We start from the raw sequence: 23,780 nt of genomic DNA on the forward strand, positions 1-23,780 counted from the left end.
GACCGGAGGAGGTGAACTCCTCCGGTCCGGGTCGATCAGTGCTGGTGCGCGACCGTCACGCGCGAGACGTGCGTCGGTCCGTGCGGTTCGCCGCAGTGCCCGGTGTCGCTGTCGGGGGCGCCGATGTCGAGGAGCTGCGGGCCGGCGTGGTCGACCTGCAGCGTGACGTGCTCGATGTGGTGTTCGTGGTCGAGCATGTGCGCGATGTCCTCGCGGACCGCGTGGCAATCGTGGCCCGGCCGCACCAGCACGTGCGCCGAGAGCGCGGGGGAGCCGGAGGTGATCTCCCAGATGTGCAGGTCGTGTACCTCGGTGACGCCGTCGCGATCGGCCATGTCGCGGCCGATCCGCTCGGGATCGAGATGCTCGGGGGCGGCCTCGAGGAAGATCCGGCTCGACTTGCGGATCAGGCCCACGCCCGCCTTGGTCATCAGCGCCACCACGATCAGGGTCGCGACCACATCGGCCTGCACCCAGCCGGTCAGGATGATGACCAGGCCAGCAACCGCGGTCGCGATGAACGCGTACAGGTCGTTGAGGATGTGCTGGAACGCGCCCTCGATGTTGAGACTGGTGCGATCGGCCCGGCTGATCATCCAGGTGGCCAGCACGTTCACCGCGACACCGACCAGCGCGGTGATCAGCACCAGCGGGCCGTGCACGTCCGGCGGCTCGAACAGCCTGCGGATCGCCTCGTAGCCGAGCCACAGCGCCAGCAGCAACAGGGTGAGACCGTTGGCCTGCGCCGAGAGGATCTCCACCCGCTTCCAGCCGAAGGTCATCCGCCCGGTCGCCGGTCGCGCCGCGAGCCGGATCGCCACCAGGGCCAGCACGATCGAGGCGGCATCGGTGGTCATGTGCGCCGCATCGGACAGCAGGGCCAGCGACTGGGCGATGATGCCGACGATCACCTCACCGATCAGGAAGGTGACGATCACCGCCAGTGCTCCGGCCAGCCAGCGCTTGTCGCTGTTGGCCGATACCCCGTGGTCGTGTCCGTGTCCTGCGCCCATCGCGTTCCCCTCTCCCTGCGTTTCGATCGTCGCCATCGTATGCACACATGTCTATGTATGCAATTCCGTCGCCGGGGTACAGCCTAGGCCCGCGCGCGCGATCGTGGGGAAGCCACGTTCGGCGCGATCAGTCCGGATCGGGCCAGGACTCCTCGACGATCAACCGGCCCGACTCGCGCATCAGCGCGTACTGCGCGGCGATCGCCTCGGACGGGTAGGTCGGCCAGTACGACACCGCGCCGGTCGCCTTGTCGATGACGTGCACCGAACCGCCGACGGGGATCGGCCGATCCGGTGGCGCGTGCAGCGGGCGCACATCGAAAACCGTGAAACCATCGGCGAATTCGACGATGTGCCGGTCGGTACCCGGTGTCTCGGCGGGCAGATGCTCGGCCGCGACGCGGGCGGCCTCTTCTCGGTCGACCGGCGTGTGCGCGCCGGTCGGGTATGCATGGATGTCCACGTACTCAGCTCCTCGCCGCGATTCTCGCCGCCGCCGCGCGATCATGTCGGCGATTCGGGCGAAGCCGGAAAAAGGAACGAGCCCGGCGGCCCTGCTCCCCCCTCCTGGAGCAGGCCCGGCCGGGCTCGTGGGAAAAGTGTCGCGCGCGGGGCCAGCAGGATTCTGAAGAGCCGCTTAACGCGACCGTTGTCATCGGGGCCACCTGCGGCGATAACCGAACATGACGGAGAAATCCTGCGGTCCGCGCTGTGCGCGACTGTGTACCAGGGACGGGCTGGCCGAGGTGCTGGCCGCCGATCGTGGCCTGCTGCACTGGCGGGCGCTGCGGGATCTCGGTGATTCCGGTCTGGCCGAGCACGCCGTGCAGGAGACGCTGCTGCGCGGCTGGCGGGCGTGCGGTGACTTCGACGCGCGCAAAGGCAGCGTGCGGACGTGGCTGCTGGCGATCGAACGCAATGTCGTCATCGACATCGCGCGGGCGCGCGCGATCCGGCCCGGCGATGTGGGCTGGGCCGACATCACCGAGGTGAGTGGTTGTGGCGGACCGGATTTCGCCGACGGACTGGTCGACGGACTGCTGGTCGACCAGCTGCTGTCCCGGCTGCCGGAGCCGCAGCGCGCGGCGGTGGTTGAGGTGTTCCTGCGCGATCGCGGCTATCGGGAAGTGGCCGCGGACTTCGGTGTTCCGGTCGGCACCGTGAAGACCCGGGTGCACTACGCGCTGCGTTCGCTGCGCGAGTTGCCCGAGGTTGCCTGATCGGCGCCCATATCGCCCTTTTGGGCGTGTGACCAGCGAAAACAGATCGTTAGTTGCGGTCACATTTCGGTAACTGTGCTTGCTCTCGTGATGCTCACGTTGCAAGAGTGAACCACTGGGTTTGATGTTACCAATGGGAAGGGAGGGGTGCTCCGGTCCCGGGGCACCGACCGAACATGCAGCCAAACATCATCAAGGCCGGTCTCTGCTCCACTGTCTCCGCCGCGGTCGTCGTGTCGCTGTCCGGGCTCGCGCCCGTGACCGCCCACGCGACGCCGGAACCGGCTACCGGCGACAAACTCGCAGGCAGAACAATCTTTCTCGACCCCGGCCATCAGGGGTCCGCGCATTCGGAGAACCTCGCCCGCCAGGTCGACAACGGTCGTGGCGGCACCAAGGACTGCCAGACCACCGGCACCACCTCGATCAACGGCATCCCCGAGCACACCATCAACTGGGAAGTCGCCCAGCTGGTCAAGGCGTCGCTGCAGGCGCTCGGCGCCCAGGTGGTGCTGAGCCGTGCCGACGACGCCGGCTGGGGCGGGTGCGTCGACGATCGCGCCCGCGCGGCCAACGAGTCGGGCGCCGCGGTCGCGGTGAGCATCCACGCCGACAGCGCCCCCGTCGACCAGCGGGGATTCCACCTGATCGTCCCGCAGCTGCCCATCCCCGACACCGCGGCCGACCGCGCGCAGTCCGGCCCCGGCCGCACCGTCTCCACCGCCGTCCGCGACGCCTACCTGGCCGCCGGTTTCCCCGCCGCCACCTACGCGGGCGTCAGCGACGGCCTGCAGACCCGCGCCGACATCGCAGGCCCCGCGCTGACGCAGGTGCCCCTGGTCTTCGTCGAGATGGGCAATGCCGCCAACCCCGAGGACGCGGCCCTGCTCGAATCCAGGGAAGGGCAGCTCGAACACGCCATCGCCATCGTCACCGGCGTCGCCGGATACCTGCTGAACACCCCCGTCGCCGCCGCGATCCCCGCCTCCGCCCCCCACCCGTCCTCCGACGAAGCGCCACCGAACGACGCGCACCCGGAGCCGGAATCCACACCGGGCGAAGAGAATTCGGCGCCAGCGGGCGAGGCGCCCGCCGACTCCGTTCCCGCGGCCCCGGCCGAGGAAGCTCCCGCTCCGGCTGATCCGGCCCCCGCCGACGAGGCCCCGGCCGACCAGGCTCCCACCGAATCGGCACCGACTGACCAGGCCCCGGGCGACGAAGCCCCGATCGACCAGGCTCCCGCCGAGCCGGGCCCGATCGACCAGTCCCCGGCCGACGCGGCACCGGTCGAACAGGCCCCGGCCGAGGAGAACTCGACCCACCAGGACGAACCTCCCGCCGACGGCCCGCCCCCGGCCGAACCGGAACCCGATACCTCCACGGCACCGGCAGCACTGGCGTCGAGCCGCATCCTGACCGCAGCCCCATCCGGCTCGAGTGACCCATCCGCCCCCAGCGAGGCACCGGCCCAGCCGGAACCGACCGACGCGGCCCCGGCCGCCGCCCCTGCCCCCACCGGTTCCAGCGATGATTCTCCGCAGGCCGAAGGAACGGAACCGTCGACCGGTTCGAGCGAGGAGTCGGCGCCGACCGACCTTGCTCCAGCGCCGACCGAGCCTGCCCCGGCAGACCCGAACCAGCCCGCCGACGAGCCCGAGTCGGAGCTCGAGTCCGCGATGGCGGCTTCGCGTGAGCTGCCCATTTCCCGGCTCGCGATCCTGACCGGTTTGCCGACCAGTTCCAGCGATGATTCTCCGCACGTCGAGGGTGCGGAGCCGTCGACTGGTTCGAGTGGTGAGCCGACGCCGTCCGATCCTGCTCCGGCCGATCCGGATCAGGCTCCGGCCGAGTCCGCGCCGGAGCCCGATGGTGCAGTCGATCCCGATGGCGCGACCGAGGCTTCACAGATAGCGGGCCTCCCTGTTGCCGTCCTGACTGCCTTGCCGAGTGGTTCGAGTGAAGAGGCCACGGAGTCCGACCCGAGCCCGTCGACGGGTTCGAGCGACGAGTCCGCACCCGCCGATCCTGCTCCCGCCGAGCCGACTGAGCCCCCGACCGAGTCCGACGCCGATGCGGCGACGGCCCCGGCGGCACGGACCGAGGCTTCCGCCATAGACCTGGCCGGGCTGCCGACCGGTTCGAGCGATGCGTCCCCGCAAGCTGACGAGTCGAGCCCGTCGACCGGTTCGAGTGACGAGTCGACACCGTCCGACCCCGCTCCGGCCGATCCGGATCAGGCGCCGGCCGAGTCCGCGCCGGACCCCGGTGCCGCGGTCGACCCCAACGGCTCCGTCGAGCCCGACGCCGCGACCGAGGCTTCGCTGCTGGCGGTTCTCCCCGCTGCTGGCCTGGCCGGCTTACCGACCGGTTCGAGCGGAGAGGCCACAGAGTCCGAAGACCCGAGCCCGTCGACGGGCTCGAGCAACGAGTCCGCACCCACCGACCCCACTCCGACCGAGCCGACTGAGCCCGACACTGACGCGGCGACGGTCCCGGCGGCACGAACCGAGGTCTCCGCCATAGATCTGGCAGAACTGCCAACCGGTTCGAGCGATACAACCCCGCAGCCTGACGAGTCGAGCCCGTCGACCGGTTCGAGTGACGAGTCGACACCCTCCGACCCCGCTCCCGCCGATCCGGACCAGGCCCCGGCCGAGTCCGCCCCGGAGTCCAATGGCGCGGTCGAGCCCAATGACTCCGTCGAGCCCGACGCCGCGACCGAGGCTTCGCTGGTGGTGGGTCGTCTCGCTGCCGGCCCGGTCGGGTTGCCGACCGGCTCGAGTGATGCGGCCCCGCAGTCTGACGAGTCGAGCCCGGTCACCGGTTCGAGCGATGAGTCGACGCCGTCTGACCCTGCTCCGGCCGATTCGGATCAGGCTCCGGCCGAGTCCGGTGCCGCGGTCGAGCCCGATGGTGCCGTCGAGTCCGGTCCCGGGACCGAGTCCAATGGTGCCGTCGAAGCCGATAGTGCGGTTGAGTCCAATGGTGCGACCCAGGCTTCGCTGGTGGCGAGGTTCTCCGGTGCGGGTCTGACCGGATTGCCGACTGGATCGAGTGGGGACGAACCGCAGGCGGAGGGGGAGACTCCGTCGACCGGTTCCGGTGGCGAGGTTCCGGAGGGTGAGGGGACTCAACCGTCGACCGGACCGAGCGATCAGACCACTCCGGAATCCGATGCGCCGGAATCCGCTCCGGAGGCGGCTGCGGCCGCACGGGCGCTCGTGCCCGCCGCGGCACCCTCGACCGGCTCGAGCGTCGGGATCCCGCCGGGTGCGGATCGGAGCCCGTCGACCGGTTCGAGCATCGAGTCGAACCCGGTGCCCGATCAGCCGGAAGGCGAGCCCGAAACGCCCGCCACGACGCCGGCATTCGGTCCGATCGCCGTGCCTTCGAGCGGGTCGAGTGACCAGGCCGCGCCTGGTGATGAATCGACCCCGCCGACCGGCTCGAGCGACGAGGCTCCGTCCACCGAACCTGCGCCCGCGGACCCGAACCAGCCGTCCGAACCTGATCCGGAAGCCGACTCCTCGACCACTCCGACGGCCTTGGTGTTGGGCCGCGTCCCCGCCGCGGTGCCCACTCGTCCACGCCCGCCGACCATTGGGAACGACCAGGCGCCCGCCGAAGGTGCGGATCAGACGGGCGCAACTTCCGAGTCTTCCGCCCCCGCAGCAGCGCCGAGTGCCCCGAAGAACGAGCAGCCTTCACCCACCCACGGCACCGCGCCGACAGCGACCACGCCGGAAACCACCACGGGTGCTACAGAACCGGCCCCCGCCGCGGCGCCCACGCGTCCGCGCCCGCCGCACAACTCGAACGGCGAGTCCTCGCTCCCCGCGGAATCGGACCAGTCAGGCCCGAAAACCACCTCGGGCGCTGGGCAACCGGCACCCGCAGCGGGACCGACGCGTCCACCGCGTGGCCCGAACGCCGAGTCCCCGTCTGCCGATGAGTCGGACCGGCCGGGCTCGGAAACCACCTCGAGCGGATCGCAGCCGTCGCCCGCGGCGGCACCGAAGCGCGGTCCGCGGGGCGATTCCTCGTCCGCCGAGGAATCGGACACGGTGGATCCCACTCCGAATCCGGCCGAAGCGGGCCCGGCATTCGGCCCCGCCGCGCCCCCTCCGCCACCCCCGCCGAGCGGTACGAACACCCGGGCTCCCCTCGTAGTCCCGCCCGGCAAGACGGAAGCCGCACCGAACTCCGACCCCGCGGCAACACCTCAATCACCCGCGCTGCCAAGCGGTTCGAGTGACGGATCCACACCGTCCGGAGACCCCGAAGAGCCTGGTACCCCGAATGGGCAGGCCTCCGAGGACCCCCAGCAGGCCGACGTCCCGAACGGGCAGCTCACCGACCAGTCTCAGCAGTCCCGCACTCCCAACGGTCAGACCGCCGATGAGCCTCAGCAGTCCGGTGCTCCGAACGGTCAGCTCGCGGACGAGCCTCAGCAGTCCGGTGCTCCGAACGGTCAGCTCGCAGACGAGCCTCAGCAGTCCGATGCTCCGAACGGTCAGCTCGCAGACGAGCCTCAGCAGTCCGATGCTCCGAACGGTCAGCCCGCGGACGAGCCTCAGCAGTCCGATGCTCCCAACGGCCAGCCCGCCGACGAGCCCCAGCAGTCCGGTACCCCCAACGGCCAACCCACGGACGACCCTCAGCAGTCGAGTCCGCTCAACGGTCAGCCCGCCGCCGCACTCACATTCGCTCCCCACGTGCTCCCGGTCCGCGCTCCCCTCGGCGCACCCGCCCCAGCACCGGTGCCCGTCGCCCCGGCCCGCACCGCAGCACCCGACGCACCCTCCGCGCCATCCAACACCACCCCGAGAAAACGCAGCACCCCACCGAAGACCGACCCCGCCCCGGAGGAACTGGCCCCTGACCTGAGCTCACTCGGCGGCCCGATCACCACCGTCCTCGACCTGCTGATGCCGCTCGCCAGGGCACTCGGCATGGACAACACCGCGATCACCAGCCAACTGATCAACCTCGCCTACACCCTCGTCGGCCTGGTCTTCGGCCCGACGAAGTAGCAACGCGACGGCGTCTCCGGAGGTACCCGGATCCATCGGATCTCCGCGTACCACCGGAGGCGCCGCTCGCATGTGGTCACCAGACGGACCGCGCAGGTGGGTGGGCAGGGGCATCGCTGCGGCGGCTGGCACCATGGGTGCGGTGATTCCTGTCGTGATCGTTGCTGGGTTTCTCGGGTCCGGGAAGACGACCTTGCTCAATTACCTGTTGCGCAACAATCGGGGGACCCGGATCGGGGTGGTGGTCAACGATTTCGGGGCGGTGAACATCGACGCGATGCTGGTGGCGGGGCAGGTCGACGCGATGGTGTCGTTGGGGAACGGGTGCGTGTGCTGTGCGGTGGACGTGTCCGAGCTCGATGATCTGTTCGGGCGGTTGGCGCAGCCGCGCAGTGCGGTGGATGTGATCGTGGTGGAGGCCAGTGGGCTGGCCGAGCCGCGGAATCTGATCCGGATGGTGGTGGCCAATCCGAATCCGCGGATCGGGTACGGCGGGTTGGTCGAGGTGGTCGATGCCGAGCAGTTCGGTGCGACGAGCGCGCGGCACCCGGAGTTGGTGACGCATCTGCGGCTGGCCGATCTGGTGCTGGTGAACAAGGCGGACCGGGTCGCGCCCGAGGCGCTCGCGGCGCTGCGCGAGCAGGTGGCAGGCTGGGTCGGCCAGGTGCCGGTGTACGCGACGACGCACGGCCGCGTCGATCCCGGCCTGCTGTTCGACGATCACGTGCCCGAGGAACCGAAGGTCGCCCAGCAGCTGAGTTTCGACTCCCTGCTCGACGAGCACGACCACGATCACGACGACCCCGACCATCGCCACCTGCACGACGAGTACGTCTCGGTCTCGTTCACCAGTGAGCGCCCCCTCGACCCGCGCGCCCTGGTCACGTTCCTGGAAGACCCGCCGCCCGGCCTGTTCCGCGCCAAGGGCTGCGTGGCGTTCGCGGTCCCGGGAGAACGTCGCAAGTTCGAGGTGCACCTGGTCGGCAGGCACGTGGTGTTCACCCCTGGCACCTGGGCGCGCGGCGAACAGCGGATCACGAACCTGGTCCTGATCGGATCGGGCCTGGACGCGGACGCCGCACGGAAACGACTGGACGACACCGTGTTCGACGGCGACTCACCCCTGGACGAACAGTCCATGCTCGGAATCTGGCGCTACACCCCAACCGTCGAATGACCCAGATCTGGACAGGCGATCACCAGGCTGTGGTGGCGTGACCCACTCGGTCGATGCCTGCACCAGTGCCTGGTGATCACTTGTCCAGTGGCAGCTAGCCGCAGGCGTTGACCCATTCGGAGAGCCCGTCGGCGAAGAGCTGGCGCTTCCAGATGGGGACCTCGTGTTTGATGCGCTCCACGAGTTCGGCGCACACGGTGAACGCCTCGCCCCGGTGGGGGGCGGCCACCGCGACGACTACCGCGAGGTCGCCGATGGTCAGCGAGCCGATCCGGTGCGTCGCGGCGACGGGAAGTCCGCTGGCGGCGGACACTTCGGCGCACACCTGGCGCAGGAAACGCTCGGCCTGCGGGTGGGCCGAGTACTCCAGTGCCGAAACCGCTTGCCCGCCATCGTGGTTGCGCACCTTGCCGGTGAACACCACGACCGCGCCGAATTCCGGCCCGTCGACCGCCTTTTCGACCGCGATGGGGTCGAGATCGTGCTCGAGGATCGCCGTCAGCCGGACCGCCCCGTCCTCATTCATGGGCGCCACCTCCGGCTACTTGCGCGAGCAGATGATCCAACAGTGGTTCCAGGACCGCGATCCCGTCCTTCACCCCGCCCGGCGAACCGGGCAGGTTGACCACCACGGTACCGCCGACCAGCCCCGCGACACCACGGCTGAGCGCGGCCAACGGGAATTTCGCGGTGCCGCGCTGGCGGATCGCGTCGGCGACGCCGGGCAGTTCCCGATCGAGCACCGCGCGGGTCGCCTCGGGGGTGGCGTCGGTGGGAGAGGCGCCGGTGCCACCGGTGGTGACGATGAAGGAGGGCTCGCCGTCGAGCGCATCGCTCAACCCGGCCGCGATGTCGGCATCGGCGTAGACGAGCGGGCCGCGCACCGAGAAACCCTGCGCGGTAAGCCATTCGGCGAGCACCGGCCCGGTGGTGTCGGTGCGCGTCCCGGCGGCGGCGCCGGTCGAGGCGACGACCACCACGGCGGTCCGTGACCCGTCCACCTGTGCGGCGTCCGGCACCGGCGTGGACGTCGCTGCGGATGGCGCCGATTCGACCGCCGACCCGGTTGTCGACGGACCGTCCGGCCGCTCGGCCGTCGATGCGCTGTTCGGGTGGCTGGTTCCGGCAGCTGCGGCCGTCGATGTGGTCGCGTGTCGCACGACGCCCGCGTCCACCTGCGCCAGTCGACTCAGTGCCTCCGCGCCGCTCGGGCTCGTCCCCGCCTCGTCGCGCGCCACGGTGGCGCCGACGACGTCCCGGCTTTCCGGCCGCACCCAATGCCCATGCTTCCCACCCTCTTTGGTGAGCAACCGCACCCCGTTCAGCACCGCCGCCGGATCGACCGCCTTCACCATGTCGTGCAGCGTGAGCCCCGCCACGGCGACCGCGGTGAGCGCCTCCATCTCGACCCCGGTCGGCCCGGTGGTCTTGGCCGAGGCCTGGATGGTGATCGAGGTATCGGTGAACCCGAACTCGACCTTCACCGACGACAACGCCAGCTGATGACACAGCGGAATCAGCTCCGAAGTCCGCTTGGCCCCGGCGATTCCGGCCAGCCGCGCTGTCGACAGCACATCCGCCTTGGGCATCCCGTCGGCGCGCACCAGCGCGATCACCTCAGGCGTGGTAACCAATTCCCCTGCGGCCACAGCGATCCGAGTCGTATCTGCCTTGGCACTCACATCGACCATTCGTGCACGACCCTCGCGGTCGACGTGCGACAACTCGCTCATAAGAACAAGATTCGCACAGGGGAACCGGCGGGCAGCGCGGTGACCTCGGCGGGTACGTCCACGAGCGCATCGGCCCAGGCCATCCCCGCGATGAGATGCGAACCGGGTCCCGAGATCACTTCCACTCCCTCCTCGGTCAGCAGACCGCGCAGATATTGACGTCGTCCGGCGGGGGAGCGCACCGGGGTCAGCAGCGTCACCTCGCGGGTCTCCGGCGCGGACAGTCCGCCCAGCGCGCGCACCGCGGCCCGGGCGAACACGGCATAGGACACCATCGTGCTCACCGGATTCCCGGGGAAACTCAGCACCGGAACGCCGTCGACCACCGTGTATCCCTGCGGTCCACCCGGCTGCACCGCGACCGACCCGAAAGTCCCGCCGAGTGGTGCGAGCACATCCTTGACGACCTCGAAGTCACCCTTGGACACCCCACCCGAGGTGAAGACCACATCGGCGCCGGCCACCGCGGCCCGCAGCACGGTGGTGAACCGCGCCGGATCGTCGGTGCTGTGCGCCACCTCGACCACCTCGACACCATCGGCCCGCAACGCCGCGGCCAGCGCGATCCCGTTCGAGTTGTAGATCTGCCCCGGCGCCAGCTCGCTGCCCGCGGGTCGCAGTTCGTCGCCGGTGGTGATGCACACCGCCCGCAGCCGGGTCAGCACCGGCACCGTCGACAGTCCGACGGCGGCCAGCGCCGCGATGTGCCGGGGCGCGAGCAGGGTGCCCGCCCGGGCGACCAGCTCACCGGTGCGCACGTCGGTGCCCGCCTCGCGCACGAACTCGCCCCGCCCGCGACCCCGCTCGACGACGATCCGATCCGCGCCGACCTGCACGTCCTCGACCGGGATCACGCAGTCGGCGCCGGGCGGAATCGGCGCGCCGGTCATCACCTTCATCGCCGACCCGGCGGGCAGCGCCGCCGTCCCCGCCTTGCCTGCCGCGATCACACCGACCACCGGCAGCGCGGCCGGGGTCACCGCCACATCGGCGGCCCGCACGGCATACCCGTCCATCGCCGAGTTCCGGAACACCGGCAGATCGATGGGCGAGACCACGTCGGCGGCGAGGACCCGGCCGAGCGCGGCCGGAACCGGCGCCTGCTCGTCGGGGCGCTCGGACAGGTGGGCCAGCAGCGCGGCGACGGTGTCGCGGTACTCGTCGACGCTGCGCGCCGACGCGGTGGCGGGCCGGGGAGTCATGCTGTCAGCCTAATCGCCGTCGGACCGGCGGGTTCGGACCGCGTCGCTCACCGCGGGCGGTTGCTCGCGGTGAGCCCGACGAGTTCGTGACCATTCGGCCCGCCGCACGGATCCGACGGGGTCCGACAGGTCATACTGGAGAAATGACGCTGGTCGATATGGGGATTCCCGCTGTGCGATCGGAGCCGCCGTCCCTCGACGGCAGGCCCGAGACGCCGCTCCTCGTCGACCGGTTCGGCCGGATCGCGCGCGACCTGCGCGTTTCCATCACCGAGAAGTGCTCGCTGCGCTGCACCTACTGCATGCCCGAGGAGGGTCTGCCGCCGATCCCGCGCGAGGAACTGCTCACCACCGACGAGATCGTGCGGCTGGTCTCGCTGGCCGTCACCGAACTCGGGGTGCGTGAGGTGCGATTCACCGGCGGTGAGCCGCTGATGCGCCGGGAACTGGAACAGATCGTCGCAGGCTGTCACGCGGCGGTGCCGGGCACACCGCTGGCGATGACGACCAACGGCGTCGGCCTCGAACACCGCGCCGCCGCGCTGGCCAAGGCGGGCCTGTCCAGGGTGAATGTCTCCCTCGACACCGTCGACCGGGTCGATTTCACCCGCCTCACCCGCCGCGACCGCCTCGAATCGGTGCTCAACGGCATCCGCGCCGCCCGCGATGCCGGGCTCACCCCGGTGAAGGTGAACGCGGTGCTCATGCGGCAGAACCTGGCCGGTGCCCCGGATCTGCTCGCCTGGTGCCTGGCCGAGGGCTGTGAACTGCGCTTCATCGAGGAGATGCCGCTCGACGCCGACCACGAGTGGGCGCGCGACCACATGGTGACCGCCGCCGACCTCCTGGACGTGCTCGGCGCACGCTTCACCCTCACCCCCACCGGTCGCGTCGACCCCTCGGCACCCGCCGAGAAATGGCTGGTCGACGGCGGCCCCGCCACCGTCGGCATCATCGCGACGGTCACCCGCAAGTTCTGCGACAGCTGCGACCGCACCCGGCTCACCGCCGACGGCATGCTGCGCTCGTGCCTGTTCAGCGACCAGGAATTCGACGTGCGCACCGTGCTGCGGGCAGGCGCCGACGACGCCGAGGTAGCCGAGCTGTGGCGCGGCGCGATGTGGCAGAAATGGGCCGGGCACGGTATCGATGCCGCCGGTTTCGTCCCCCCGGAACGCACGATGGGAGCCATCGGTGGTTGAGGTCCGCTATTTCGCCGCCATCGCCGACGCGGTCGGCAAGAACACCGAATCACTCGAACTACCCGACGGCGCCACCGTCGCCGACCTGCGCGCCACCCTGGCCGCCACCTACGGCTCGGAGGTCGACGGCCTGGTCGGCGTGTGCGCCTTCCTCATCGGTGACGAACTCACCCGCGACCCGTCGGCCATGCTCCGCGAGCGTGTCGACGTGCTGCCCCCGTTCGCGGGCGGCTGACAGTGGTACAGAGCAAAGCCGCCGATGTCGCGACCTACCTCGCCGAACTCCCCGCGGATCGTCGCGAGGCACTGACTCGGTTGCGTGAACTGTGCCTGCGCGAGCTCACCGGCTTCACGGAGGCCATGGCCTACGGCATGCCCGTCTACGAACGCGACGGCGTCGGCGAGATCGGCTTCGCCAGTCAGAAGCAGTACATCTCCTTCTATCTACTCCGCTCCGATGTCCGCGACGCCTTCGCCGACCGCCTGGCGAGCCACGACATGGGCAAGGGCTGCCTGCGCTTCCGCAAGGACGTGGACTTCGACCTCGTCCGAGACCTGTTGCGCGCCACCGCTTCCGGTGAAGGCGCCGTGATCTGCTAGCGGGTCGTCGGCTCGAGGTAGGACAGCAGCAGCTTGATCAGCAGCACCGGCGTGAACCACAGCACCGCATCCGGGGCGGGCAGCAGCGTGAGACCGAGCACGGTGATCGCGAACGCCGCCGGGCGCCCCATCCGCAGCACGAGCACGGCACCGGCCAGCGCGAGGCCATAGATCCCGAGCGCTGTGGCCCAGCTGAAACCGGGGACGACCAGGGCCAGGACGAACGGCTGGACGTGGAACGCCACGAAGGCGAGATGGTGCCGGTCGGTCCGGTTCGGGCCGTGGAACTTGCGGGTCGCCGCCGCGGTCGCGTTGACGACGGCACCGCCGAACAGGTCGAAGGCGATCACCGTGACGATGGCCAGCGTCCACCACGGCCACCCTTCGTCGACCGCGAGTGCGATGGCCAGAACCGCGCCCGCGATCGCGGTGCCGTAGCAGAGCACCCGGTCCGACACGGTCGCGCCCGGCGCGATCAGGACGTCGTCGATCGTGCTCATCGCAGACCCGCCACACAGACCTCGACGATCGGGTCCGCGAGCTCGAGCAGCGAGATCTCCGGATCCAGCAGCCACTGCACCAGGCATCCCTCGATCGCGCCGATGATCACGGTGGCCGTGCGTTCCGGGTCGAGGCCGGGCCGCAACTCCGCCTCGCGGAGCAGGGCGGCGATGCGCGCGCGGTAGTCGCGGTAGACGCCCGCGATGTCGAGGGGGGTCGACCACAGATCCAGCTGGATCCGGGCCAAGTCGGCGTCCTCGGCGAGCATGGTCACGGTGGCGCGGATCAGTGTGGCGACCCGGTTCAGCGGTTCGGCGGTGTCGTCGGCCGCGGCGAGGGTGTCGGCCACCCGGGCGGCGTGCGCGTCGAAGGCCGCCTCGAGCAGGGCGTCGCGGCTGTCGAAGTACAGGTAGACGCTGCCCTTGGCGATACCGGCCTCGGCGGCGACGTCATCGATGCGCGCGGCCGCGAAACCTTTGCGTGCGAACACGCGGACGGCCGCGGTGAGGATCTCCTGGCGGCGCGCCGCCTTGTCCACTCTCTTGGGGCTCACCCCACAAGCATGACTGACCAGTCAGTCATAATGCAAGAGTTCAGCGCCACCAGGTGTCGAGGGGAGTGACGGGCACGGTGCGCTTGTGGCGGGTGTTGGTGAAGATCGTCTCGATCCGCGACGCGACCTCCTCGGTGACGTCCTTGCCCTCGAGATAATCGTCGATCTCGGAGTAGCGCAGGCCCAGTGCGTCTTCGTCGGCCAGGGCGGGGCGATCGTCTTCGAGGTCGGCGGTGGGGACCTTGGACCAGATGCTCGACGGCGCGCCCAGCTCCTGCAGCAGTGCGGCACCCTGCCGCTTGGTGAGACCGGTGAGGGGAGTGAGGTCGACCCCGCCGTCGCCGAACTTGGTGAAGAAGCCGGTCACCGCCTCGGCGGCGTGATCGGTGCCGACCACCAGCAGGCTCTCCTGCCCGGCCAGCGCGTACTGGGCGACCATCCGCTCGCGCGCCTTGATGTTGCCACGCACGAAATCGCGCAACCGCTCGTGATCGAGCGCGCCGGCGACCTCGGCGGCCACCGCGTCGGCGCCGGGCCGGATGTTCACCACGACCGCGCGATCGGGGTCGACGAAGTTCAGCGCGATCTGCGCGTCGTGCTCGTCGGCCTGCATGCCGTAGGGCAGGCGCACCGCGAGGAAGGTCGCCTCGACACCCTCGGCGCGCAATTCCTCGACGGCGAGCTGGCACAGCCGACCGGCCAGCGCGCTGTCCTGGCCACCGCTGATCCCGAGCGCGAAGCCCTTGGCCGGTGTGGTGGCGAGGTAGTCCTTGAGGAAGTCGACGCGGCGGCGGACCTCCTGCTTCGGCGCTATCTCGGGCAGCACGCCCAATTCGGTAATGATCTGTTCACGCAGTGTCCCCATGCCGTCTCACTCTACTTGCGCGGCAGTCGAAACGGCCCGCCGAACGAGCCATTCCCAGTTGTCGCCGATCTGCGCGCGGGTGTAGCCGTCGACCTCGAGCTGGTAGGTGATCAGGGCCGCCGAGAGCGTCGAGAGCATGGTGTCGGCGATCAGCGGCAGCTCGCCGGCCACCCCGGCCGCCCGCAACAGCAGCACGATGTGCGCCTTGTGCAGCAGATAGGGTGCCCCACCGAATCGGCCGCCGTTCTCCTCGGCGGCCTGGTGTAAGTCCCCCTCGACCTCGATGTCGAGCAGCCGGGTCCGGCCGAAGGCGATGAGCCGCTCCACCGGGCTCGCGTCGGGCCCCATCGGGCCGGGCCCGAACATGAAGGCCGCCTGGAACTTCTGCTCGGAGTGGTCGAGCAGGGCCAGCATCAGCCCGGTGCGGTTGCCGAACCGGCGGAAGACGGTGCCCTTGCCCACGCCCGCGCGCTTGGCGAGCGCGTCCATCGTCAGCCCGGCGACGCCGTGTTCGCGCACCAGCTGCTGGGCCGCGTCGAGCAGCAGCGCGCGATTGCGCGCGGCATCGGCGCGCTCGACGGGTTCGGCGCTGCCGGGCGTCGGTGGTCCGATCCGCAGCAGGGGCGGTTCGTCGGACCTGGGTGTGGTGGAGCTCACGCTGCTCACACGTCCTCCGCGGGAAGTAATCGGACCGGGGTCCGGTTATTGTCGGATGAAACTTTGCAACAGTCCACTGAGTACACCAGGAGTTGTCATGAGCGAGACCCGCATCCTCACTCTCGTCGGAAGCCTGCGCGCGGGCTCGATCAATCGGCAGCTGGCCGAGGCAGCGGTACAGACCGCGCCCGAAGGCGTCGACATCAGCATCTACGAGGGTCTGGCGGAAATCCCGTTCTACAACGAGGACCTCGACGTGCCCGGTTCGGTGCCCGCGCAGGTCGAGGCGCTGCGCACGGCCGTCGACGGCGTCGACGCGGTCCTGCTGCTCACCCCCGAGTACAACGGCACCCTGCCCGCCGTCCTCAAGAACGCCATCGACTGGGCCTCGCGTCCCTACGGCGCCGGTGCCATCAAGGGCAAGCCGGTCGCCGTGGTGAGCGCGTCGATCAGCCCCAACGCGGCCGCGTGGGCGCACGGTGACACCGTCAAGGCGGTCGGCGTCGCCGGTGGTGTCGTCGTCGAGTCGGCCACCGCGCAGTTCGCCACCATCGGCGAGCGCTTCGGGCAGACCCACCCCAGCCAGGACGCCGAGGCGCTGACCCAGCTCGGCGCGGTCGTGCACCAGCTGGTCACCGCCGCCACCGCGCAGGTGAACGCGTAAGCTGTCCATCAGCTCCTGAGGGGCGTCGCATCCACACCGGATGCGACGCCCCTTTTCGCGTGTCCGGCGGGTTTGCTGAAGACTCGCCGGGATGCGAAATCGTGATCTGGGACACTGTTTCGCCTGCTCGCCGATCGGGTGTCCTGGGACTTACGACGTCGGAATTACATCTGTGCGACTCGCAACACCTTGTGTTGTTCACATCTGTCGGACACTAGGTGTAGTGTCTTCGGTACTGGAACACGGTGTGAAGCCACCACTGATCGGGCCCAAGGGAAGGGGTTACGAGCAGGGCTTTCTTCGCCAGATCCAGGAGTTTGCGCAGCATCACCGTTCGTGCACTTGCATACGGATCACAGGCTGTGGATCAGGCATAGGAGAGGGAGAACCTAGATGACCATCACCGTGTACACCAAGCCCGCTTGCGTCCAGTGCAATGCCACCTACAAGGCGCTCGACAAGGTCGGGGTGGACTACGAGATCATCGACATCTCCGAGAACGCCGAGGCGCGCGATTACGTCATGGCGCTCGGCTACCTGCAGGCTCCGGTCGTCGTCGCGGGTGAGGATCACTGGTCGGGCTTCCGTCCCGATCGCATCAAGTCGCTCGCCGTCGCGGCCGCTTAGGACTTCGCCGGAAGGAGGCGCCATGCCCGAGCGGAACACTCCGGGCGGGCTGGTCTACTTCTCCAGCGCTTCGGAGAACACTCATCGTTTCGTCGAGAAGCTGGGTCTCCCGGCCACTCGGCTACCACTGCACACCGCTGAATCGCTGCGCGTCGACGAACCCTACGTGCTGATCACCCCCACCTACGGGGGTGGTCGGCACGTCATGGGCGGACAACGTCCCGACCGGGACCTCGTACCGCGGCAGGTCGCCAAGTTCCTCAACGACCCGCACAACCGCGCCCTGCTGCGCGGGGTGATCGCGGCCGGAAACACGAACTTCGGCGATACCTATTGCGCCGCAGGCGACATCATCTCGCGCAAGAGCGGGGTGCCGTATCTGTATCGCTTCGAACTCATGGGAACCGCTGAGGACGTCGCGCGCGTCCGAGAGGGATTGGGATTGTTTTGGCAACAGCAACCACAGCACCGGCAGGCAAGTCAGCCCGTCTAGAGCAGGCCGCCACGCGTGCCGATGCGGGCGAGGTCATGGACTACCACGCCCTCAACGCGATGCTGAACCTGTACGGCCCCGACGGCAAGATCCAGTTCGACAAGGACCGCGAGGCCGCCCACCAGTACTTCCTGCAGCACGTCAACCAGAACACCGTCTTCTTCCACAACCTGGACGAGAAGCTGGACTACCTGGTCAAGGAGAACTACTACGAGACCGAGGTGCTCGATCAGTACGATCGCCCCTTCGTCAAGCAGCTCTTCCAGCAGGCCTACGCCAAGAAGTTCCGGTTCCCCACCTTCCTCGGCGCGTTCAAGTACTACACCTCCTACACGCTCAAGACCTTCGACGGCAAGCGCTACCTGGAGCGCTTCGAGGACCGCGTCTGCATGGTCGCGCTCACCCTCGCCGCCGGCGACGAGGTGCTCGCGGGCAAGCTGGTCGACGAGATCATCGACGGCCGCTTCCAGCCCGCCACCCCCACCTTCCTCAACTCCGGCAAGAAGCAGCGCGGCGAGCCCGTGTCCTGCTTCCTGCTGCGCATCGAGGACAACATGGAGTCGATCGGGCGTTCGATCAACTCCGCGCTGCAGCTGTCCAAGCGCGGCGGCGGTGTCGCGTTGCTGCTCAGCAACATTCGTGAGCACGGCGCGCCGATCAAGAAGATCGAGAACCAGAGTTCGGGTGTCATCCCGATCATGAAGCTGCTCGAGGACTCGTTCTCCTACGCGAATCAGCTCGGCGCGCGCCAGGGCGCGGGCGCGGTGTACCTGCACGCGCACCACCCCGACATCTACCGCTTCCTCGACACCAAGCGTGAGAACGCGGACGAGAAGATCCGCATCAAGACGCTTTCGCTGGGCGTGGTGATCCCCGACATCACCTTCGAGCTGGCGAAGAAGAACGAGGACATGTACCTGTTCTCGCCGTATGACGTCGAGCGCATCTACGGTGTGCCGTTCGCCGATGTGAACGTGACCGAGAAGTACTACGAGATGGTCGACGACAAGCGCATCCGCAAGTCGAAGATCAAGGCGCGCGAGTTCTTCCAGACCATCGCCGAGCTGCAGTTCGAGTCGGGTTACCCGTACATCATGTACGAGGACACCGTGAACCGGGCCAACCCGATCAAGGGCAAGATCACCCACTCGAACCTGTGCTCGGAGATCCTGCAGGTCTCCACCCCCTCGGAGTTCAACGACGACCTCTCGTACTCCAAGGTCGGCAAGGACATCTCCTGCAACCTGGGTTCGCTCAACATCGCCAAGGCGATGGACTCGCCCGACTTCGGCCAGACCATCGAGACCTCGATCCGCGCGCTCACCGCGGTCTCGGACCAGACCCACATCTTCTCGGTGCCCTCGATCGAGCAGGGCAACAACGAGTCCCACGCCATCGGCCTGGGCCAGATGAACCTGCACGGCTACCTGGCGCGCGAGCGGGTCCACTACGGTTCCGAAGAGGGTGTGGACTTCACCAACATCTACTTCTACACCGTGGTCTACCACGCGATCCGGGCCTCGAACCTGATCGCCAAGGAGCGCGGCAGCGCCTTCGGTGGCTTCGCCGACTCCAAGTACGCCTCCGGCGAGTACTTCGACAAGTACACCGACCAGGCCTGGGAACCCAAGACCGACCGCGTCGCCCAGATCTTCGCCGACGCGGGCGTGCACATCCCCACCCAGGACGACTGGCGCGAACTCAAGGCCTCGGTCCAGGAGTACGGCATCTACAACCAGAACCTCCAGGCCGTCCCGCCCACCGGTTCGATCTCCTACATCAACCACTCCACCAGCTCGATCCACCCGGTGGCGTCCAAGATCGAGATCCGCAAGGAAGGCAAGATCGGCCGCGTCTACTACCCGGCCCCGTACCTCGACAACGACAACCTCGAGTACTACGACGACGCCTACGAAATCGGCTACGAAAAGATCATCGACACCTACGCGGCCGCCACCCAGCACGTCGACCAGGGCCTGTCCCTGACCCTGTTCTTCAAGGACACCGCCACCACCCGCGACATCAACAAGGCCCAGATCTACGCCTGGCGCAAGGGAATCAAGACCCTCTACTACATTCGCCTGCGGCAAATGGCATTGCAGGGGACTGAAATAGAGAATTGCGTCAGCTGCATGCTGTAACTTCTCGTAACATGTTCTCTTCATGAATACTCGGTGCGGGGGGGTCTGATGAGCAAGCCAACTGACGGTGTGATCTACGGAATTCGTCTCCGCACCGAGTATGAGTACCGCTATATCGGTCTGACAACGAAGACGGAGCATATACGGCTTCGCCAGCACTTCAAAGAAGCCAAAGCGGGTCGAAAGACCCCGTTCTACGACTGGCTTCGCAAACAGGATCGCGATGCTGTGATCGCGGACAACTTGGATTGGGTATACGGCCTCGAGGATCTGGGTCGGGCCGAGATCGCTTGGATCGCCTACCTTCGGAAAGAAGGTCAGCCGCTGCTCAATCTGGCTGATGGCGGACTCGGGCCAATCGGTGTGATCTGGACTGCGGAGATGCGGGAGGCTGCGCGGATACGTTCGACTGGCCGTCCGGGTGTGAGTCGTTTCGGCGAAGAGAATCCGTTTTACGGGCGGACGCACTCGGCATCGCAGCGAGCGAAGTGGTCTGTCGAACGCAAAGGCACATACCAGGGTGAAGCCAATCCCAATTTCGGGAAGTTCGGCGCCGCACACCCGCGATTCGGTCATGCGATGCCAGAGGAATCGCGTCGGCTGCTGTCGGAGATGAGAACGGGTGCGGGAAACCCGAATTATGGACGGGCAGCCAGTGCCGAGACTCGGGCGAAAATGTCTGCTGTTCGGAAAGGCGTACCAAAGCCGTCGAGTAGGCGAAGCGCGCACACGCGTTATCACACGAACAAAGGTGTGGTGAAGCCGTCCTGCGCATACTGCGTCGAGGACTTGGCGAAACAGTGCGATCCGGAATCCGAGGGCTGAATCCGATCGTCAGCCCGTCGGTGCTGTCCCGCACGATCATTCGGCTCGATCGCCGGTTCGGAGTGGGGCGCCGACGTGGTGTAGGTGTTTCAGTGCCTCGCGGTACGAGGTGATCAGGCCGGTTTCGTGGTAGGGGACGCCGATTTCGGTGCAGTAGTCGCGGACGATCGGCTGGGCGTGGCGCAGGTTCGGGGTGGGCATGCTCGGGAACAGGTGGTGTTCGATTTGGTAGTTGAGGCCGCCGAAGGCGAGGTCGGTGACGGGGCCGCCGCGGACGTTGCGGGAGGTCAGGACCTGGCGGCGTAGGTAGTCGGGGCGGTCGTTGCCGGTCAGGGTCGGCATGCCCTTGTGGTTGGGGGCGAAGATGCAGCCCATGTACAGGCCGAACAGGCCCTGGTGGACGGCGAAGAACGCGAGGGCTTTGTCGGCGGGCAGTACCGCGAACAGTGCGGTCAGGTAGAGGGCGAAGTGGCCGAACAGCAGGGCGCCTTCCCAGCCGCGGTGTTTGACCGATCGATTCCGGAGCGCGCGAATGCCTGCCACGTGGAGGTTGAGGCCCTCGAGTAGCAGCAGGGGGAAGAACAGGAACGCCTGCGCCCGTCCGATCAGACGTGGCAGACCTCGGCTCGGCCGTGCCTGCCGCTGTGACCAGACCAGAATGTCCGGCGCGACATCGGGATCGAGTTCCTCGTGGTTCGGGTTGGCGTGATGGCGGGTGTGCTTGTCCTGCCACCAGCCGTAGCCGAGTCCGATGCCGGCATTGCCGACGATTCGTCCCACCAGCTCCGTCGGCTTCCGCAGCCGGAAGACCTGGCGGTGCGCGACATCGTGCATGACCAGGGCGATCTGCGCGAACACCACGGCCATGCACGCCGCGACGAGCAGCGTCCACCACGAATCACCGACGAGGACGAACGCCGCCCAGCCCGCGACGAACGCGAGCCCGACCAGACCGAGCCGGGTGACGTAGTAGCCGGGACGCCGATCCATCAGCCCGGCATCGGAGATCCGGCGCAGCAGGCGGGCGTAATCCCCGTCGGTGCCGCGCCGCGCTGACCGTGGAGATGACTCGGGGACCAGACCAGATGTCGTCATAGATCTTCCTCAGAACTGCGCCGGAGACGCCCCATCCACCCGTCGATGATGCCTGCCGACGGAGGGCGCCGATGTCGATACCCCGACGCTATCGGCGGAATTCTCGATGCCTGTAACCCTCCGGTATGACAGGAAATCGGGCTGCGATGTGGTATTCGCGCCTCAGTCGACCCTGCCGAAGATGTCGAAGCAGCACAGGCCACCCCGGAACCACTGGACGATCAACTGTCCGGTCGAGGGATACGTGCCGTCCACCTGGCGTAACTCGAGCCCGAACGAGCACTTGCCGATCGTGGTGCGAGTGAATCGCTGGATGACCGTCCGGTGCAGGAAGGACGTGCCCAGCCAGGCCGCGATGCCGTAGAGGACGGCGGTCGGACCGGACGCGATGGCCCAGGCGGTGGCGCCGATCGTGGCGTGCAGCGTCATGTCGATGAGGAACGCGGTGATCACGCCGGTCTCGTCACCGTCGGAAGTGCTTCCGGTGAGCGGGAATTCGTCCGCCGCATGCTCGGTCCGTACTGCAGTGGTCATACGGCGCAGCGTGCTCGACACCGCTTAACGAACACCCGGTAACGACCTTGCCACCGCGATCCGGGCCTATTCTGAGGGCAGCTCGTGTTGGATCGCCGCAGGGCGTCGCCATCGAGGAGGACCGGACATGTCCGTCGCGGAGCACAGGGAAGACGGCCTCGATTATCCGCTGGCGCCCCGCGACCGGATCGAGCGGCCCGAACGCGGCGGGCGCGGACGTGACGCGCGCGCTGTCGTACCACGCTCGGCGCTCGGGGACTGGAATCCGGAGGCGCGCGGGCACGACGCGCTGGCCACGGTGCTCGCGCAGAACGCACTGCGGGCACCGGATCTGGTGCCGATCCGGATGGCGCGAATGGCGGCGTCGCCGTGGACGTTCTACCGCGGGGCGGCCGCCATCATGGCCGCGGATCTGGCATCGCGGCCGAACACCGGGATCGGCGTGCAGCTGTGCGGCGACGCGCACGTGCTGAACTTCGGCATGTGGGCGAGCCCGGAACGCAATCTGGTGTTCGACCTCCGCGATTTCGACGAGACGCTGCCCGGCCCGTTCGAATGGGACCTGCTGCGGCTGGTGGCCTCGCTGGTGGTGCTCGGCCGGGACAACGGCGTGCCCGACGAACGCTCGGACGCGGCGGTGGCGGCCACCTCGGCCGCGTATCGGGCGGCGATGGCGGAGTACGCGCGCACACCGGAGATCGACATCTGGTACGAGCGCGTGGACGCCGAGGACTTCCTCGGCTACTTCGGCCCCCGCGCACAACAGTTGGCACGCAGGGAGATTCGGCGCGGCACGGTCAAGCGCACCAGTCGCGGCGCGTTCGGCAAGTTCACCGAGATCCGCGACGGACGGCGGCGGATCACCGAGTTGCCGCCGTTCCGGGTGTCGGTCGGTGCCGATCAGCGTCGGCTGGTCGGTGCGGTCGTGCACGGTTACGCCGACTCGGTGCCCGACCACATCTGGTCGTTGCTCACCCGGTTCCGCGTGATCGATGTGGCCCGGCAGGTGGTCGGGGTGGGCAGTGTCGGGATGCGGGTCTACCTGGCGTTGCTCGAGGAACGGCGCACCGGTGATCCGTTCTTCGTCCAGGTCAAGCAGGCGGGTCGCTCGGTGTACGAGGACTTTCTGCCGCCGAGCCGCTATGACAACCACGGTTCGCGCGTCGCCCACGGTCAGCGGATGTTGCAGTCGACCACCGACAAGTTTCTCGGCTGGACGCGCGTGGACGGGATGGACTTCTATGTCCGGCAGTTCCGCGACATGAAGATCACCGCCGACGGCGCCCGGATCGCGCCCCAGCTCGAACAGTTCGCCGCCGCCTGCGCGCGGGTGCTCGCCCGCGCGCACGCTCGCTCCGGTGACGCCTCGATGATCGCGGATTACCTGGGCCGTACCGACCGCACCGATACCGCACTGGTCGGCTTCGCCCGCGCCTACGCCGACCAGAACGCGCGCGATCATGCTCAGCTGGTCGCTGCCATTGCCGACGGTACGGTCACCGCGCACGAGGTCGGCTGGGCCTGAATTCGCAGCTCACGACGTTGCCGGGCGCTCAGGGTCGAGCCAGGAACCACAGCAGGACGCGGACGCCTCCCTCGCGGCGTGGAAGGAGTCCCTGGCCGGCACCGCGCCGATGCACGGCAT

At 68.4% G+C, this 23,780-nt stretch carries 23 protein-coding genes; 12 read left to right on the forward strand and 11 right to left on the reverse strand.

The window, feature by feature from the left end:
- Positions 1 to 35 precede the first annotated feature (35 nt).
- Positions 36 to 1,013: a cation diffusion facilitator family transporter gene (locus ACFVVM_RS19855; protein WP_387620117.1), complete on the reverse strand. Its 978-nt coding sequence runs from the start codon at positions 1,011 to 1,013 to the stop codon at positions 36 to 38.
- A 127-nt stretch (positions 1,014 to 1,140) separates the two neighbouring features.
- The gene (locus ACFVVM_RS19860) at positions 1,141 to 1,476 is read right to left on the reverse strand and encodes a hypothetical protein (protein WP_387620120.1); all 336 of its coding nucleotides are present in this window, start codon (positions 1,474 to 1,476) and stop codon (positions 1,141 to 1,143) included.
- Between the two features lie 220 nt (positions 1,477 to 1,696).
- On the opposite strand from ACFVVM_RS19860, the gene ACFVVM_RS19865 reads away from it, so the two are divergent.
- From ACFVVM_RS19865 to ACFVVM_RS19875, 3 genes are all read left to right on the forward strand, one after another.
- Positions 1,697 to 2,233 (forward strand): sigma-70 family RNA polymerase sigma factor, encoded by a 537-nt coding sequence (locus tag ACFVVM_RS19865; RefSeq protein WP_387620123.1) that lies wholly within the window; start codon positions 1,697 to 1,699, stop codon positions 2,231 to 2,233.
- A gap of 176 nt (positions 2,234 to 2,409) precedes the next feature.
- Positions 2,410 to 7,266 (forward strand): N-acetylmuramoyl-L-alanine amidase, encoded by a 4,857-nt coding sequence (locus ACFVVM_RS19870; protein ID WP_387620125.1) that lies wholly within the window; start codon positions 2,410 to 2,412, stop codon positions 7,264 to 7,266.
- A 133-nt stretch (positions 7,267 to 7,399) separates the two neighbouring features.
- A complete protein-coding gene (locus ACFVVM_RS19875) occupies positions 7,400 to 8,443 on the forward strand; it encodes a CobW family GTP-binding protein (RefSeq protein WP_387620128.1) in 1,044 nt (347 codons plus the stop codon).
- A gap of 94 nt (positions 8,444 to 8,537) precedes the next feature.
- Here ACFVVM_RS19875 and ACFVVM_RS19880 read toward each other — a convergent pair whose 3' ends face one another.
- From ACFVVM_RS19880 to glp, 3 genes are read right to left on the reverse strand one after another with little or no spacing between them, the layout of a single operon-like run.
- On the reverse strand, positions 8,538 to 8,969 hold the full coding sequence (locus ACFVVM_RS19880) for a molybdenum cofactor biosynthesis protein MoaE (RefSeq protein ID WP_387620131.1): 432 nt from the start codon (positions 8,967 to 8,969) through the stop codon (positions 8,538 to 8,540).
- Positions 8,962 to 10,176: a bifunctional molybdenum cofactor biosynthesis protein MoaC/MoaB gene (gene moaCB / locus ACFVVM_RS19885; protein WP_387620134.1), complete on the reverse strand. Its 1,215-nt coding sequence runs from the start codon at positions 10,174 to 10,176 to the stop codon at positions 8,962 to 8,964. Before moaCB ends, ACFVVM_RS19880 begins: the two co-directional genes overlap by 8 nt.
- On the reverse strand, positions 10,173 to 11,378 hold the full coding sequence (gene glp / locus ACFVVM_RS19890) for a gephyrin-like molybdotransferase Glp (protein ID WP_387620137.1): 1,206 nt from the start codon (positions 11,376 to 11,378) through the stop codon (positions 10,173 to 10,175). The genes moaCB and glp overlap by 4 nt, the downstream gene beginning before the upstream one ends.
- Positions 11,379 to 11,521: 143 nt before the next feature.
- Between glp and moaA the strand changes: the two genes are divergently transcribed.
- From moaA to ACFVVM_RS19905, 3 genes are read left to right on the forward strand one after another with little or no spacing between them, the layout of a single operon-like run.
- Entirely contained in the window at positions 11,522 to 12,580 is a 1,059-nt protein-coding gene (gene moaA / locus ACFVVM_RS19895; RefSeq protein ID WP_387620140.1) for a GTP 3',8-cyclase MoaA, read from the forward strand.
- Positions 12,573 to 12,815 carry a MoaD/ThiS family protein gene (locus ACFVVM_RS19900; RefSeq protein WP_387620143.1) on the forward strand — a complete coding sequence of 81 codons (243 nt, stop codon included), beginning with the start codon at positions 12,573 to 12,575 and terminating at the stop codon, positions 12,813 to 12,815. Before moaA ends, ACFVVM_RS19900 begins: the two co-directional genes overlap by 8 nt.
- A gap of 2 nt (positions 12,816 to 12,817) precedes the next feature.
- Complete coding sequence (locus ACFVVM_RS19905; RefSeq protein ID WP_387620146.1) at positions 12,818 to 13,180, forward strand: iron chaperone; 363 nt, start codon at positions 12,818 to 12,820, stop codon at positions 13,178 to 13,180.
- On the opposite strand, the gene ACFVVM_RS19910 is transcribed toward ACFVVM_RS19905, so the two are convergent.
- From ACFVVM_RS19910 to ACFVVM_RS19925, 4 genes are read right to left on the reverse strand one after another with little or no spacing between them, the layout of a single operon-like run.
- Positions 13,177 to 13,680: a hypothetical protein gene (locus ACFVVM_RS19910; RefSeq protein WP_387620148.1), complete on the reverse strand. Its 504-nt coding sequence runs from the start codon at positions 13,678 to 13,680 to the stop codon at positions 13,177 to 13,179. The genes ACFVVM_RS19905 and ACFVVM_RS19910 overlap by 4 nt on opposite strands.
- A complete protein-coding gene (locus ACFVVM_RS19915) occupies positions 13,677 to 14,234 on the reverse strand; it encodes a TetR/AcrR family transcriptional regulator (RefSeq protein WP_387620151.1) in 558 nt (185 codons plus the stop codon). Before ACFVVM_RS19915 ends, ACFVVM_RS19910 begins: the two co-directional genes overlap by 4 nt.
- A 40-nt stretch (positions 14,235 to 14,274) precedes the next feature.
- The gene (nadE, locus tag ACFVVM_RS19920; protein WP_387620153.1) at positions 14,275 to 15,099 is read right to left on the reverse strand and encodes an ammonia-dependent NAD(+) synthetase; all 825 of its coding nucleotides are present in this window, start codon (positions 15,097 to 15,099) and stop codon (positions 14,275 to 14,277) included.
- Between the two features lie 6 nt (positions 15,100 to 15,105).
- Positions 15,106 to 15,765, reverse strand: a complete 660-nt coding sequence (locus tag ACFVVM_RS19925; protein WP_387620155.1) for a TetR/AcrR family transcriptional regulator — start codon at positions 15,763 to 15,765, stop codon at positions 15,106 to 15,108.
- Between the two features lie 88 nt (positions 15,766 to 15,853).
- Here ACFVVM_RS19925 and ACFVVM_RS19930 point away from each other — a divergent pair, with 88 nt between their 5' ends.
- From ACFVVM_RS19930 to ACFVVM_RS19950, 5 genes are all read left to right on the forward strand, one after another.
- Complete coding sequence (locus ACFVVM_RS19930; protein ID WP_387620158.1) at positions 15,854 to 16,420, forward strand: NAD(P)H-dependent oxidoreductase; 567 nt, start codon at positions 15,854 to 15,856, stop codon at positions 16,418 to 16,420.
- Positions 16,421 to 16,813: 393 nt separating this feature from the next.
- On the forward strand, positions 16,814 to 17,047 hold the full coding sequence (locus ACFVVM_RS19935; protein WP_071929527.1) for a redoxin NrdH: 234 nt from the start codon (positions 16,814 to 16,816) through the stop codon (positions 17,045 to 17,047).
- Positions 17,048 to 17,069: 22 nt separating this feature from the next.
- Complete coding sequence (gene nrdI / locus ACFVVM_RS19940) at positions 17,070 to 17,540, forward strand: class Ib ribonucleoside-diphosphate reductase assembly flavoprotein NrdI (RefSeq protein ID WP_387620161.1); 471 nt, start codon at positions 17,070 to 17,072, stop codon at positions 17,538 to 17,540.
- 35 nt (positions 17,541 to 17,575) lie between these two features.
- Positions 17,576 to 19,681: a class 1b ribonucleoside-diphosphate reductase subunit alpha gene (gene nrdE / locus ACFVVM_RS19945; RefSeq protein ID WP_387620164.1), complete on the forward strand. Its 2,106-nt coding sequence runs from the start codon at positions 17,576 to 17,578 to the stop codon at positions 19,679 to 19,681.
- Positions 19,682 to 19,729: 48 nt separating this feature from the next.
- A complete protein-coding gene (locus ACFVVM_RS19950; protein WP_387620166.1) occupies positions 19,730 to 20,506 on the forward strand; it encodes an NUMOD3 domain-containing DNA-binding protein in 777 nt (258 codons plus the stop codon).
- Positions 20,507 to 20,542: 36 nt separating this feature from the next.
- Here ACFVVM_RS19950 and ACFVVM_RS19955 read toward each other — a convergent pair whose 3' ends face one another.
- Both ACFVVM_RS19955 and ACFVVM_RS19960 read right to left on the reverse strand, forming a co-directional pair.
- A complete protein-coding gene (locus ACFVVM_RS19955) occupies positions 20,543 to 21,601 on the reverse strand; it encodes a fatty acid desaturase family protein (protein WP_387620168.1) in 1,059 nt (352 codons plus the stop codon).
- A 162-nt stretch (positions 21,602 to 21,763) separates the two neighbouring features.
- The gene (locus tag ACFVVM_RS19960; protein WP_387620170.1) at positions 21,764 to 22,135 is read right to left on the reverse strand and encodes an RDD family protein; all 372 of its coding nucleotides are present in this window, start codon (positions 22,133 to 22,135) and stop codon (positions 21,764 to 21,766) included.
- A gap of 127 nt (positions 22,136 to 22,262) precedes the next feature.
- Here ACFVVM_RS19960 and ACFVVM_RS19965 point away from each other — a divergent pair, with 127 nt between their 5' ends.
- Positions 22,263 to 23,660 carry a DUF2252 domain-containing protein gene (locus ACFVVM_RS19965; protein WP_387620173.1) on the forward strand — a complete coding sequence of 466 codons (1,398 nt, stop codon included), beginning with the start codon at positions 22,263 to 22,265 and terminating at the stop codon, positions 23,658 to 23,660.
- Positions 23,661 to 23,780 lie beyond the last annotated feature (120 nt).

Source organism: Nocardia sp. NPDC058176, from assembly GCF_042883805.1.
Lineage (GTDB): Bacteria > Actinomycetota > Actinomycetes > Mycobacteriales > Mycobacteriaceae > Nocardia.

Coding starts and splice junctions, on each gene's coding strand:
- ACFVVM_RS19855 (WP_387620117.1), bottom strand. CDS start 1,013: ATGGGCGCAGGACACGGACACGACCACGGGGTATCGGCCAACAGCGAC.
- ACFVVM_RS19865 (WP_387620123.1), top strand. CDS start 1,697: ATGACGGAGAAATCCTGCGGTCCGCGCTGTGCGCGACTGTGTACCAGG.
- ACFVVM_RS19870 (WP_387620125.1), top strand. CDS start 2,410: ATGCAGCCAAACATCATCAAGGCCGGTCTCTGCTCCACTGTCTCCGCC.
- ACFVVM_RS19875 (WP_387620128.1), top strand. CDS start 7,400: ATGGGTGCGGTGATTCCTGTCGTGATCGTTGCTGGGTTTCTCGGGTCC.
- ACFVVM_RS19880 (WP_387620131.1), bottom strand. CDS start 8,969: ATGAATGAGGACGGGGCGGTCCGGCTGACGGCGATCCTCGAGCACGAT.
- moaCB (WP_387620134.1), bottom strand. CDS start 10,176: ATGAGCGAGTTGTCGCACGTCGACCGCGAGGGTCGTGCACGAATGGTC.
- glp (WP_387620137.1), bottom strand. CDS start 11,378: ATGACTCCCCGGCCCGCCACCGCGTCGGCGCGCAGCGTCGACGAGTAC.
- moaA (WP_387620140.1), top strand. CDS start 11,522: ATGACGCTGGTCGATATGGGGATTCCCGCTGTGCGATCGGAGCCGCCG.
- ACFVVM_RS19910 (WP_387620148.1), bottom strand. CDS start 13,680: ATGAGCACGATCGACGACGTCCTGATCGCGCCGGGCGCGACCGTGTCG.
- nadE (WP_387620153.1), bottom strand. CDS start 15,099: ATGGGGACACTGCGTGAACAGATCATTACCGAATTGGGCGTGCTGCCC.
- ACFVVM_RS19930 (WP_387620158.1), top strand. CDS start 15,854: ATGAGCGAGACCCGCATCCTCACTCTCGTCGGAAGCCTGCGCGCGGGC.
- ACFVVM_RS19935 (WP_071929527.1), top strand. CDS start 16,814: ATGACCATCACCGTGTACACCAAGCCCGCTTGCGTCCAGTGCAATGCC.
- nrdI (WP_387620161.1), top strand. CDS start 17,070: ATGCCCGAGCGGAACACTCCGGGCGGGCTGGTCTACTTCTCCAGCGCT.
- nrdE (WP_387620164.1), top strand. CDS start 17,576: ATGGACTACCACGCCCTCAACGCGATGCTGAACCTGTACGGCCCCGAC.
- ACFVVM_RS19950 (WP_387620166.1), top strand. CDS start 19,730: ATGAGCAAGCCAACTGACGGTGTGATCTACGGAATTCGTCTCCGCACC.
- ACFVVM_RS19955 (WP_387620168.1), bottom strand. CDS start 21,601: ATGACGACATCTGGTCTGGTCCCCGAGTCATCTCCACGGTCAGCGCGG.
- ACFVVM_RS19960 (WP_387620170.1), bottom strand. CDS start 22,135: ATGACCACTGCAGTACGGACCGAGCATGCGGCGGACGAATTCCCGCTC.
- ACFVVM_RS19965 (WP_387620173.1), top strand. CDS start 22,263: ATGTCCGTCGCGGAGCACAGGGAAGACGGCCTCGATTATCCGCTGGCG.